The following is a 12,854-nucleotide window of genomic DNA, read 5'->3' on the forward strand; positions in this document are numbered from 1 at the left end:
ATCATCGGCAAGCCTGATGCGAACCGCGTAACGTGCGTTAAGCTGTGCTATCAGCGTCGCATCGGTGACCTCAACGCCAATTTCGGTCTCCGTGTTGTGTCGCCATCCGACAACGTCGTCGTTCTCGCCGAGAATTGGAGTGAACCCATCAATATTATACGGATCACCTGCTAGGCTGGGCACCTCGTGCGTGATGGTATATTCGTAGATACGCGTGATGATATCTGCCATGACTGACGATGGCACTTGAGCATTCACTGCCGATATAGCCTGTTCAGCCGTTAGACCAAACTTTGCCATCACATCGTAAGTTGACTTCGCGTTCGCCGCTATAAATTTATCATAGTCGAGGGGATTGTTCGTGATTCTCTGACCTACGGTATCGCCCAGCGTCTCTGATAGTTGAAAATTCCAATAGTAGAACGCACCGCCCCAACCGCCATATGTTTGCCCACCACCCAATACCGCCTGGCCGACATCTCTTTTTACGATTTCCTCAATCGACGGCATCACGCGATTGGAGATCACATCTTCCAGTACTGATCTACCTATGAACGTCGAATTTTGCTGAATATCGAAGTCAGTTATGCCATCGAACAGGAAACCATTTCTGGTGACACCGCGAACGAAACTGGCTGCTTCGCTTGTCGAATCATTGATATTGATCTCGCTAGCTTTCGTCAGCCAGTATGCCGTTGATGAAGAAGCAGGATCCGATTCTATTGCTGATCGAATAAAAATATAGCCTGCCCAAAAATTGTCATTTCCATTATTTGTGATAGCCTTTAACGTCTCGACTTGATCATCCGACAGCGCAACCATGATATATCCTCATGCGAATATTATTCTAATTCTTCTCAGGCATCCAGCGCATGAGAAGTGTCCTGATACCCCGAGATGCCTGCTGATACTTTCTAAAAACCTCTCTGCGTATTGCGAATTGCGCAGTGAGATTCATATCTTTTAGATCGAGGTATGCTTGGCAGTATGTTGGCATGCATGACAACAACAGGCTATCCTTATCATTCCTAAAATAATACTGATCGTTATCTCTTGTAGTGTATTTTGTCTGCATTTTCGACAATCCGTCCTGATCGATAATAGTCAGTCCGTCGTCTTGATATAACCTGAGAAGCTTGTCGATCCTCTGGTCAGCGTTGCTTTCCTTTAACGGATAACCTTGGCCGTAATACTGTATTCCGGTAACCCTAATAACTGAGTCGTCCGGCCCGGGATTCGGCCTGTCCGTTTCACTCGGATGGAACTCCGGTATCCCCCAAAGGTCGCGCTCGGGCGCCTTCAGGTCCGGTATCCAGAATATGATCCCGACCGACTTACGGTTCGGATTGCAATTGAGATGAGTGGAGAACGGGCGGGGATAGATGTAAGCCCATGGTATCTCGAATTTCAGCAGCCCGAGGTTGACCGCGACAGGGTGCGCGGGGTCGATCAGGCGCCTGCGCTCAGCTTCCTTCGTCAGATGCCCAGGCTCGGCGCTGAGATCTGGTTCCGTGCAAGGCAGCTTGTACACATCTTCCGCCGTTTCGGCGGCGAAAGCCCTTGGTACCAGCAAATAAAAAGCCAGTAGCGCGACCACAGATGGCAGACGCAATCGATTCTGCGACTTTCCCCACAATGGGTTTCCTCGACGCCCCACTTCTGGCTCTGCTCCTAAATAGAGAAATCTCAATTTGCGGGAAAAGCGCTGATGCAAATGCCTGAGCCCGCATCGCACGCTGAGCAGAAATATTGGCCACAGCACGCTTAGACGATGCCGGTTCCCACCCGCATATGCCACCAGCCATGCCAAGCGCGACGCCCGACACCATTAAACCCTCGCCGCTTTCATGGGCGCGCGACGATCACCGTCGCGTTACCCCCGCAGCGAATTTGGTAACATAGCCGTGATCGACTGTTAAGAGTGCACGGGAAAATAACTTAAGAAATTCTTGTTTCTTTCTATAAGAAATGTCTAATTTACACTTCTATCTACTGTACATGTAGGGACAAGGTCCGTTTCCGCTCATCGGAAGCAATATTTCCTTCCAAATTGAAGGCCGTGCGGAAAAACATGCCGCCAACAGGCGGCCAACGCTGCTATTTCCAAAACTCACGACGGCACGGGCGCACGCTTTTCACTGAGCTTTTCCAGTATGTCCTTGTCGACCAGCTGCCGGATCATCGGATGGACGTGCACCGGTGCGCCCTTGGAGAGCTGGCCGAAATTGATCAGCACACTGGTGGCCAGCGCGCGGTTGGCAGCCACCACGTCGAGTAGCCAGACGATGTCGCCGCTGTCCCAGTCATTGCCCTTGAGCCGGACCGGGAAATTGCCGGCGCGGGCCTGCTCCTCGATCCTGGCACTGACGACCTCCGACACCTTTGCCCAGATCGCCATGCCCACCATCGGCCCCTCCTCGGCATTCGCCGGCAGCTTGCCGGAGGCAATCGCGATGCGGTCGCGCAGAAGCGGTTCGAGCACCAGCCACTCAAGGTCCGAGATCGACAGGTTGCGATAACGCGGCGTCGCCATCAACGCCATGGTGACCTGGGAAAACGCGGTGGCGAGCTTGCTGCGCATCTCGCGCAGTTTCGCCTGGGCCTTGGCGGACAACTGGGGCTGCGCCGCCTTCACTTCGGCGGTCGCGGCGCTACCCCTGCCAGGTTCGCTCCCACCGCCATTCTGCTTCGACGACGTCTTTCCGATCTCGTCATTGCCGCTCTTTTCGCTCGCCATCAAATCCTCGCAATGCCTGCAATTTCAACGCGGTCATGGTTGCTGCAACAATCGTTCGGGTCAACAACCGAATGTCGTTTCATCGAGAAGCTGCTAGGATCCGGCGACCCACAGCGTGGTATCCGGTACGTCTGCTTCCAGGCGGTCGCGAGGCTGCCTTCAATGACCAAGATGAGGCGCAAAGCAGCCGTCCGCAATTAAGCTAGCGTCCCTGGTCCCGCCGGATTGCGGAGGCCGAAGCCGCGGGGCCGAATCTGAGCGGCCGCCCTTTCGAAAAGCTGCGAGAGAGTTAGTGGCTTCGAGGGTCGCTAACCGAGTGAATCCGGCGGTCAGCCATGCTGGCATTGTGGCTGATTAGACGGCGAGCCACAACCAACACAGACTAAGCCGTTGGCACGACCCGTTTCACTCCGACAAGCCTGCCTTCCGCAATCCGTTGAACAGCGGGTCACCCGCTTCCCTGTGCGCATACGGGTTCATCGCGACGACATCTCGCAAAGAGATGTCCGGCTGGAGCTCCCGCGCCATCCCCAGTGCTCGTGCGGCCTCGGATAGATGGCCAAGTTGGGCGTGAGCGGCTGCGAGCTGGAGCCACGCGCCATATTCCTTCTGTGGGACGTTGCTGAGGGCGGCAACGGCTTCATCATACCTCTCTAGGTCGATCAATATGCCGCCGCGAATCCACCAAAACCAATGCGGCGGCAATTTGCTCCTCTGCAGCGCATCGTCAATCTCGATCAACGCCTCTTCTGGCTGCCCGGCAAATCGCATCGCTTCCGCCCGGTCGGCGCGAATCTCCGCGTCAGCAGGATTGAGATCGACGGCGCGGTTGAAATGCATGCTCGCACGTTCGTGCTGTCCCAGCCAGAGCGCGACCATCGCGTTGGCCTGCTGGACGATTGCGTCGTTGCCGTCCAGTTCCAAGGCCCTTTGCGCGGCAAGGCGCGCCTCGTCTAGCGTGGATGGTTGGGCGTCGAACCAGTAGCTGCCGAGGTGCGCGATTGCCAGCATAGCGTGAGCCTGCGCAAAATCGGGATCGATGGAAATTGCACGATCAAAGAACGGCGCAGCTTCCCTGTCGCTGGCCCGGCGGGCGACTTCTCTGCCTTGCAGGAAGAAGTCATAGGCGGTCCAGCTCGACGTTGGCTTCTTGCGCAGTCGCGCTACGGCGGTGCTCATCATGTGCCCTTCGAGCGTCGCAACTATCGCCGAGACGACCTCATCCTGCACCGCGAAAATGTCGTGTGTTTCGCGGTCAAATCGTTCAGCCCAAACGTGGTTGCCAGTGCCGGTGTCGATCAGCTGCACGGTTATGCGTATCCGCTCGCCCGTTTTCCGCACGCTACCTTCGACAACAAAGTTCACACCGAGATCGCCCGCAGCCAGCATGGGGTTTACGCCCTTGCCGCCAAGCTGAAACGAGGCATGACGAGCGGCCACGGAAAGGTTCTTGAACCGGGACAGCTCGGTGATGATGTCCTCGGTGATGCCGTCTGACAGGTAATTCTGGTCGGGATCGCCGCTGAGGTTGTCCAGCGGCAGGACGGCTATCGACGGCTTGCTCGAAACGGGTGAGATCGTCTCGGGTGCCATTGGCACCACATCAGGTCCGGCCCGATAGATCCGGACCGGCATGGAGATATTCTTGAGCTGTCGTTCGCCCGCGTCCTCGAAGGCGGCGTCGACCTTACCTCGTACCTCATCGTGAATCTTACCGGAAACGCATATGCCGCCAGGCTCCGCCAGCGCTTCCAATCTCGCAGCGATGTTGACGCCTTCCCCATAGATGTCGGCACCTTCGCCGATAACGTCGCCAAGATTGATACCTACGCGGAGCACAATGCGGCTTTGATCTGGCAAGTCCGCATTGGCTACCGACATCTTTCGTTGCAGCTCAATCGCCGCGGTCACCGCGTTTACCGCGCTGGCGAATTCGATGAGAACGCCGTCACCCAAAAATTTGACGATGCGGCCGCCGTACTCGCGCACTGTAGGCTGCAGGATCAAGGTCCGACGCTTCTTAAGCGCCGCAAGTGTGCCCACTTCATCGGCCCCCATCAGCCGCGAATATCCGACTACATCCGCAACGAGGATGGCGGCCAACCGGCGAAGCACGCGTCCTTCGGCCACCTGTGTAGGCCTCCTGCTACCAGTTGCGGTGATGGTATTTGTGCCTGTGCGCATTCCATTCTGGAAGCCCCCTCCCTCGAGGCAACCTTTTGACGGACGTCGAGCGAACAGAGCGGCGCCGGCCATTAGGGGTCATCTGTTGCTTTCGGCGGGATCGTGACTTCCTCAAAAAACAGATATCGCTTTTGCTGTGATCGCGCGAAGCAATCGACGTTCAGACACGCTATGACCAGAACGCATCCCAAGCATAGAGATCGTAAGTATACTCACGGCCGTCTACAACCTTACCACCCTTGATATCGTAGACAATGCATGTGAGCGCATCCAGCCGTCTGCCGTTTCGCACTGCCGTATCCCGATGAACTGCCACTACCGATCCATCGTCGTTCTGATTTGAACGTCCCCTGTGTCTCGGTTCCCAACCTTTCGAAATAGCCAAAAATCGCCTCGTGGCCTTTGTAGTCTCCCGCTATCAAGCTCTTCCCCGGGCTATGCCATGCGCAAGAACCGTCCATCAATTGCGCGAGCGTGTTGAAGTCCCCTGCTTCGAAGGCCGTATAGCCATGGCAACATCTCATCTGCCACAACTTCCTCCCACTAATATCATGCGACGTCACTTGTCGCTTGGTGCCCGGAACAGGAGAACCCCGCTCGGCTGACGCAGAAATATACGCCTGTGCTAATATAAGTCCAAGCTGGGCATATTGTCTGCGACAGCGTTGGATCAGGAGGGAGCCTTTTCCAGCTCGTGGACTCCGTAGGAGGCCACCCGTACATTCCCATTCCTCCGCAATCTTGGCGGCTGACGTGGTGGGCTTATGCGCGGCTGATGGGTAGCAACGAACGCTGGGAGGCCTTTGCTCGCGGCCGACGCGCGAAGATGCTTCTCCTCGCCTTTACGAATTTGACCGAGCCTACGACCCGGGGTTTCAGCCGTTCTGCCTTTTTGCTCGGCCAGATTCTTTCCGGGACGCCGTTGACCTGCCCTAGTCCCGGAGCCGGCGCTTAAGGGTACCGCCACATACCTGCCCACTCTCGATAACGATGTAAACCCGCTTGCCCATGTGTTCTGCTTCGGCACCACATGGCTAGCGAACAAGCGCTCGGTGAGGCAGGTCGAGAGCGGAAAATCGGGCGAATAGACTCGTCCTTGTGATGCAAATACAATTTGTCGCGCTGGGGAGCACCCTTGGGATGTCCGAAGAACGCGTTCAACGCCGCCTTGCTGCAATTCTGGCCATCGACGTGGTTGGCTATAGCCGCCTCACGGAGCGCGACGAGGTAGGTACCTTGGCGACACTCAAATCTCGGCGTCGAGAGATCGTTCAGCCGATGATCTCCAAACATCACGGTCGCATCATCAAACTTATCGGGGATGGCGCGCTGATAGAGTTCGGAAGCGCAGTCAACGCCGTAGACTGCGCTGTCGAATTGCAGAAAGCTATGGATATCGCGAATGCAGACGTGGCTGGGGACCGACGCATTGTATTGCGTGCTGGCATTAATCTCGGCGATGTGATGGTGGAGGGCGGCGATCTCTACGGCGACGGAGTCAACGTCGCAGCTCGGCTCGAGAGGCTGTCGGAGCCCGGGGGATTGTGCATCTCGGGAAGTGTCTTCGAGCAGATTAACGGCAAGCTCCCACATTCATTCGTTTCGTTGGGCCCTCAGACGCTCAAAAACATAGATCGACCGATCCAAGCCTATCGACTCGTGGGCCACAATGGAGCCGCCGCGGTGGTCTCGGTCATTGAACTTTCTCTTCCCGTCAAGCCGTCAATAGTCGTCCTGCCCTTTGTGAATATGAGTGCTGACGCCGAGCAGGCGTATTTCGTCGATGGATTGACGGAGGATCTGATTACCGACCTCTCCAAAGTGCCCGAGCTCTTCGTCATCGCCCGGAACTCGTCCTTTGCCTATAAGGGCAGATCGGTAGACACCCGCCAGATCGCTCGAGAACTGGGCGTGAAATATGTACTGGAGGGCAGCGCCCGACGGGTGGCGGACCGCGTGCGGATCAATGCCCAGCTGATCGATGCACCCGCCGGTGGGCACATCTGGGCGGATCGCTTCGACCGGGACCTTGCCGATATCTTCGCTGCGCAAGACGAAGTCGTCGGCAAGATTGTGGAAGGGCTTGCCGGCAAGTTGGCCGCGGCAAACCTGAAGGAGCGTTATCGGCCAACGGACTTGGGAGCCTATGATCTCTATCTACGGGGCCGGGCTGAATGGGCATACTCCACAGAGGCGGGCGTTTCGGCCATTCCCTTGTTCGAGCGGGCCATTGCCCTCGATCCTAACTACGCGGATGCCTATCGTTGGTTGGCGATCAGTCAATGCGAGGCCTGGCTCTTTAGGAACTATCCGATGAATCCCCTTCGTCAACAGTCTATGGCGTCGGCAAGGAAGGCGGTTGAACTCGATCCCGAAAATTCTGGCACGCATTGGGTGCTCGCGTTTATACTCCTCCTAGAGCGCCAATGGGATGAATCTGCCAAGGAGTACGAGATTTCGCTCAGCCTCAACCCGAACGATGCCGATGCTTGGGCAAACTTCGGAGATCTGAAGACCTATGAAGGTCGCGGCGTAGAGGCCATTGCCTGCCTCGAGAAGGCATTGCGCCTGAATCCGCGCCCACCGAGCTGGTATTTCTGGTTACTCGGAGAAGCCCAATCCGCTGCCGGTAAGTATGAGGAAGCAGTGAAGACCCTGAGGAATGACGCAACCTATCGGACGGAATCCAGGGTTAACTTGGCATCGATCCTGGCGGTGCTCGGCAGGTTAGAGGAAGCGCGTGAAGAGGCTCAGCTCTATATCGCAACAAACCCCCATTTCAAGATAAGCCATTGGGTCGAATCCCAGCCCTATCGCGACCTGGCGTTGCGAGACATGTACCTCGAAGGTCTTCGTAAGGCTGGCTTTCCGGAATGAATCAGCATCTCAAGTTTCCACACGCTATCGATCCGGTCCAAGCGAATATTCCGGGCAGCCGCAACTCGCTTCGTCTTCTATGCGCACATTAGAAAACAATCTGGCCTCGCCTAGCCACCTGCGAGGCCATTTGCGGGCTCGGTGTGTGCGGCGAACTGGCAAACGTACCGCATCAGCTGTTCGCAGGGATGTCCGCTTTCGGGAAACGGTTAAGATTAGCTCGACGACTGATATTGGGCGCATAGCCGCCGGTCAGCTACGAGAATAGCGTGCCTTTGGTGTGGGGCTCCGACAAAGAGGCCTGCGCGAGAAAGTCGACGCGCCTACCGAACCTGCGTCCCAATTTGTCCCATCAACCCCCGAAGTTCGGGCTGATGAGCGACCCAAGAAGTTCGAAAAGCTTCCAAGAACCCCAGGCAAACTGGACGCCGCATCGGACATAAATGCCCATGGATATTGCAGCGAACGTCAGCGACGGAGAGGCGAATATCGTCGGCAAAAGAGCGTCCGAATGGGACTGTCGGCGGCTCCGTCACGGGCGAGACGGGGTCCGTCGAGGCGCTGACTGCCGTCGTTGTCTATGAGATTTCCCGGAACGAGCTGGAGCCGCTCATGCGAGATCGACCGGCTATTGCCGACGAGCTCGGTTCAATTATGTCGAAAAGGACCGCCGCAGAACTGTTCAAATTCGATCAGCTCCACGGCGTTGCGGGGCCGAAATCGGTCGCCCCGCTGACCGCACGCATCAAACATCTGTTCAATCTTTAAGTGTCTGCCTTACGCAGCACTGGCCCCCGACATGGGCGGACGGGCATAATGCGGCGTCCTCTAAACCTAGGTTTAGCGGACGCGACATATCGCTTATCGCGAACCACCCTCGTGCAATGGCGCTCAGTCCTCAAGAGTATCAAGTTCATCGTCACAAGTGTTACCACGAATGGGTTTTCCAACGACGCGAGGTTGGCATGCGCGCATCAGGATCGAGGACGATTTTCGGACGCTTGCCCGAACCCCACGCGCCAGCGCCGACAGAAGGCGACGACAGGGGCTTTATCTCGCGTCGAACCGCCCTGGCGCTGGGTGTCGCGGCTGCCTCAGTCCTGTCCATCCCACCTTTCACTGCAATCGCTCAGTACGCAATGGAGCCCACCCCTCAAGGAACAGGAGCCGAAGCCATGACATTCGTAAAAGCCAGTGACGGGACACAGATATTCTACAAGGACTGGGGGTCGAAGGATGCCCAACCGCTTGTGTTTCATCATGGTTGGCCTCTCAGTTCGGATGACTGGGACGCGCAGATGCTGTTTTTCCTGGATCAGGGTTTCCGCGTCATTGCCCACGACCGCCGCGGGCATGGCCGTTCGACACAGGGCAGCGAGGGTCATGATATGGATCATTACGCGGCCGATGCCTCTGCCGTGGCTGAACATCTCAGCCTGAAAAACGCCGTGCATATCGGCCATTCGACCGGCGGCGGTGAAGTGGCGCGCTATGTTGCGAGGTATGGTCAACCCCAGGGGCGCGTCGCCAAGGCTGTACTGATCAGCGCCGTTCCGCCGCTGATGCTCGAGGCAGAGAACAATCCTGGCGGCACACCGATCGAAGTCTTCGACGGCTTCCGAACGGCACTGGCCACCAACAGGGCGCAGTTCTTTCTCGATCTGGCCTCGGGGCCGTTCTACGGCTTCAACCGGCCGGGCGCGCAAGTTTCGCAGGGCATTGTCCAGAACTGGTGGCGCCAGGGAATGATGGGCGGCGCCAAGGCCCACTATGACGGCATCAAGGCCTTCTCGGAGACCGATCAGACTGAAGATCTGAAGGCGATCACTGTGCCGACGCTCGTCCTGCAGGGCGACGACGACCAAGTCGTACCTTACAAGGATGCGTCACTGCTCCAGGCCAAACTGCTCAGGAACAGCACGCTCAAAGTCTATCCCAGCTTTTCGCACGGTATGTGCACGGTGAATGCCGACGTGATCAATTCCGACCTGCTCGCTTTCATACGCGCCTGAATCACCGCCGCTTTCGATGTCTGCTTCGAATGGGGTGGCCGACGACCGCCTACGGCTGGTGTGAGGCGCAAAGCGGAGGTCGGAAAGCCTCGACGCGCTTCTGCTAGTTGGCGGTCTTCGGATGACCTGAAGGAGGCCAACCGGGCTGCAGTCTCATCCCTCGAAAATCGTCGAACGAAGAAGAGCCCGAATGTGCTCTGGCAGGTCCAGTTCGCCACGCGCTTCGATCTCCAAGATATCGAGCCTTGGCCAGGCGATCCCCACCGCTGACCGCAGGGTAGGCGCAAATGGCCAATAACGCCCTTTGCTCTTCCCGGCTGGCTCTGTCGTGGTCGCGACTGCTGCCACCCATCTTATGGATGGCCTTGCCGAACGCGGCGTATGCCGTCACATGCACCTCAATCAACGCCTTCACTTCGTCGGTTGGCACAAGGTCTCGACGCGCGCTCTCTGTGTCACAAGCCTTCGCCACCACTGTTGAGCCGAAGGCGGCGGCGCCTGAGTGGGCGAGCAAGGCGCGGCGGTTGAACCTGATCCTGGTGATCTCTCCTCTTCGCTCCCAAAGGCATATCGGACATCGCGACTATGACCACCGTACCACGTTGGCTCGCGCATCATGTCAGGATGGATGGCCCCACGGCCAAGCGCCGGCACTCCGAACTCCCCCTTGCCGGCTCCAACCCTTGCCCGGTCATTGCCCGAAGCACTGCACATTGCATTAAGCCATCGAAAACATTCAGGAATCATCATTGCCGCAAGGTGCCGCGAATATTCAGACATTGTGAAATTGCTGCGTAACTAATTGAAAACAAACGACCGTCAGAGCACGCACGTTGCGGGCTTTTATCTAGCCGTCTTAATCGGTCGTATTTTGCGAGACTTATTCGCCATCGTCGTCCTCTCCTAATCTACGATAATACACTATTCTATGCTCGATTCCGCGATTCCGTATTCTGGCCTCGAGTCCCGATGCGCCGTGCAGTCTTCCGCGCTCTGCGACGGGGTAGCAGCGCTGCTTATTTGCAGCACGGGAACCGTCGTGGCGCACTTTTCCATCGGAGTGACGGAGCATCGTCACAGGCAATCCGGCGCGGTCCGGCCGTCTCGCGATCGGCGCGGCCGCAGGCAATGTATGGCCCGCCCCGTCTGCAAGCGGAATGTCTTGAGAGGCACACTCGGTCTGCACCAATGTATCCGGCCTCGGCGCTTTGGGCGCCCTGCCAAGATGGAGATTCGCGCGCCCGGCTCCTAACAAGATACACGACCTCGAAAGGGCCGCTGCCTGCCGACAGGTTTGCCGAACGCCGATCAACCGTTGGGCCATCTCTATGTACATCCTCCCGCAGACTTCATGCGGCCGAACAGATGCCGGGACGCGCCCGCTCGACCAACTCGTTACCCTTCCGAGGCCGTTACAGCTTCATAAGGGTGTCGCTTTGACATCACGGCCCAGGCGATCCGGGCCAGCTTGTTGGCAAGCGCAACGACCACCACGTTGCGCTTGGCGCGCTGTAGCAATGCCTGCAGCCCAGGCGCCGAGTTGAGCGTCCATTCGCGCCAGATATGGCAGTGCCGCTCGCTCGCCATGTATCAACAGAACGCGCATATAGGTGCTCCCGCGCTTGCTTATCCCGGTCAGCCGCGGCTTGCCGCCGGTCGTGATCTGGCGTGGAACAAGCCCCACGCCAGGCAGCAAAGTCACGTCCCTTGGTAAACGCCGACACGTCGCCGACCGCTGCGGCCAGCGCCGGTGCGTTGAGCGCGCCAATGTTCCAAAACCACCTCTAGGCTGCCTTTCCGGTCGGCAATTTCTCGACTTCTTTTTTCCGCCGCTCCTCCATTTCCTTGAAGTGGTTTTGCAACTCTTCAGGCAGCGGTTTGTCGGGCTCGGGCAAGTCCATGATATGCTGCCATCGCTTTTCGATTGCTCTCAACGAGACTTCATCGGTCAAGCCACGCTTTGCCTGCTTCCAGAAAAGCTCTCTCAGTTCCGGTGAAACAGGTTTGTCGTCTTCAAGGCGTTTGGTAATCCAGAGCGTGATGTCCACGAGCTCAAGACCTGCGCTGGCATCGCCAGGCGTGAAGGTGGGCGGAACCTCCGGCATAAGCGAGTAGTCAAAAGTCGGCATACCCGGTCCCATCTCGCCCTTGTGCCCCCGCAGGCGTCTGTAAAACTCGGCTAACTCGCCCTGCGCGCCGTTGAATTCTGTTTGGCGATCAACGGTGATTTTTCTCACCTGCTTTTTCCGTGCCGTAGATTGTATGGCCATGGTTTGCAGAACTTGCTGAAATCCAATGAGGTTGGGGGATATTTGCAACGCCGAGTCGTAGTTGCCCGCCCCGTAGCTGACTTCTTCCGGGTTTGCGGCCGCCCACCTTAGCGCGCCGGAAACCAGTTCGCGCGACCGCGCGTCTGGCAGTGTTTTCACACGCGGCAGTAGGTCATTGCAAAGTTTCGTAAGCATTTGCGCGGCGCGGGCCGTATTCTTCTCTCGTCGAGCTTTCCATGCCTCTTTCGCGAGTGGCTCGTCGAAAAGATATGCGACCTTAAACAGCAGGGGGTAGCGCAAAGGCGTGAAATAGTGATGCCATGACACGGCTTTGTTCAGACCGGAGTCAAAGACCTGGTCGAAAAAGCAGATAAGCGCATGATCCGGCTTTCTGACTTTCAGCATGGAGAAACGCAAATCGTTCTTCTTGCTGAATCGCGTCAGGCTCTCCGCGACCGTCGTGAGCCGTGCAACGCCAAGCTCGTTCGCGTGAAGGCGTTTCACGCCTAAATTTTTTCGCAGTTCCTTCAGCAGCGGCTCTGCCACAATGTCTAGATTGGCGGGCGCGCTCAGCAGGCCATAGTACAATGTCGGCTGGTTGGGGTCGAACAGCTCCAGTCCCGTGTTCCCGCTCTCATCGACATAACAATACATTTCAATCTTCGGGTTCCCCCGCCCTTTTCTATTGATGGGTCAAATCTGCTTGGTCTGGAGCCGTGCGTCGCCTCACCGCAGGAGGGCGACTCACGGCTCCAGACGATAGCCCTCTGCTTT

At 57.3% G+C, this 12,854-nt stretch carries 7 protein-coding genes and 1 pseudogene; 3 read left to right on the plus strand and 5 right to left on the minus strand.

Annotation, left to right across the window (positions count from 1 at the left end; all coding sequences use genetic code 11):
* Window positions 1-847: 847 nt before the first annotated feature.
* From EN861_RS33110 to EN861_RS33120, 3 genes are all read right to left on the minus strand, one after another.
* Window positions 848-1,810, minus strand: coding sequence for a hypothetical protein (locus EN861_RS33110; protein ID WP_135867679.1), 963 nt, complete (start codon window positions 1,808-1,810; stop codon window positions 848-850).
* 300 nt (window positions 1,811-2,110) lie between these two features.
* The gene (locus EN861_RS33115) at window positions 2,111-2,737 is read right to left on the minus strand and encodes a toxin-activating lysine-acyltransferase (RefSeq protein WP_135867680.1); all 627 of its coding nucleotides are present in this window, start codon (window positions 2,735-2,737) and stop codon (window positions 2,111-2,113) included.
* Between the two features lie 405 nt (window positions 2,738-3,142).
* A complete protein-coding gene (locus EN861_RS33120) occupies window positions 3,143-4,867 on the minus strand; it encodes an adenylate/guanylate cyclase domain-containing protein (RefSeq protein WP_135867681.1) in 1,725 nt (574 codons plus the stop codon).
* 1,194 nt (window positions 4,868-6,061) lie between these two features.
* Here EN861_RS33120 and EN861_RS33125 point away from each other — a divergent pair.
* The 3 genes from EN861_RS33125 (at window position 6,062) to EN861_RS33130 (ending at window position 9,810) form a co-directional block, all read left to right on the plus strand.
* Window positions 6,062-7,798, plus strand: coding sequence for an adenylate/guanylate cyclase domain-containing protein (locus EN861_RS33125; RefSeq protein WP_135867682.1), 1,737 nt, complete (start codon window positions 6,062-6,064; stop codon window positions 7,796-7,798).
* A 612-nt stretch (window positions 7,799-8,410) separates the two neighbouring features.
* Window positions 8,411-8,566: a hypothetical protein gene (locus EN861_RS35650; RefSeq protein ID WP_189343795.1), complete on the plus strand. Its 156-nt coding sequence runs from the start codon at window positions 8,411-8,413 to the stop codon at window positions 8,564-8,566.
* Between the two features lie 407 nt (window positions 8,567-8,973).
* A complete protein-coding gene (locus tag EN861_RS33130) occupies window positions 8,974-9,810 on the plus strand; it encodes an alpha/beta hydrolase (RefSeq protein WP_135867702.1) in 837 nt (278 codons plus the stop codon).
* A gap of 1,395 nt (window positions 9,811-11,205) precedes the next feature.
* Here the strand turns inward: EN861_RS33130 and EN861_RS33140 are convergent.
* A pseudogene (locus EN861_RS33140) lies at window positions 11,206-11,579 on the minus strand (transposase); the annotation flags it as partial.
* 15 nt (window positions 11,580-11,594) lie between these two features.
* The gene (locus EN861_RS33145) at window positions 11,595-12,734 is read right to left on the minus strand and encodes a DUF3800 domain-containing protein (RefSeq protein WP_135867683.1); all 1,140 of its coding nucleotides are present in this window, start codon (window positions 12,732-12,734) and stop codon (window positions 11,595-11,597) included.
* Window positions 12,735-12,854: the final 120 nt, after the last annotated feature.

Source organism: Mesorhizobium sp. M8A.F.Ca.ET.218.01.1.1 (assembly GCF_004791165.1).
Taxonomy (GTDB): Bacteria; Pseudomonadota; Alphaproteobacteria; order Rhizobiales; family Rhizobiaceae; genus Mesorhizobium.

What these genes read in the sequence shown, in the direction of transcription:
- EN861_RS33125 (WP_135867682.1), top strand. Translation starts at nt 6,062, where the DNA reads ATGTCCGAAGAACGCGTTCAACGCCGCCTTGCTGCAATTCTGGCCATC.
- EN861_RS35650 (WP_189343795.1), top strand. Translation starts at nt 8,411, where the DNA reads ATGCGAGATCGACCGGCTATTGCCGACGAGCTCGGTTCAATTATGTCG.
- EN861_RS33145 (WP_135867683.1), bottom strand. Translation starts at nt 12,734, where the DNA reads ATGTATTGTTATGTCGATGAGAGCGGGAACACGGGACTGGAGCTGTTC.
- EN861_RS33115 (WP_135867680.1), bottom strand. Translation starts at nt 2,737, where the DNA reads ATGGCGAGCGAAAAGAGCGGCAATGACGAGATCGGAAAGACGTCGTCG.
- EN861_RS33130 (WP_135867702.1), top strand. Translation starts at nt 8,974, where the DNA reads ATGACATTCGTAAAAGCCAGTGACGGGACACAGATATTCTACAAGGAC.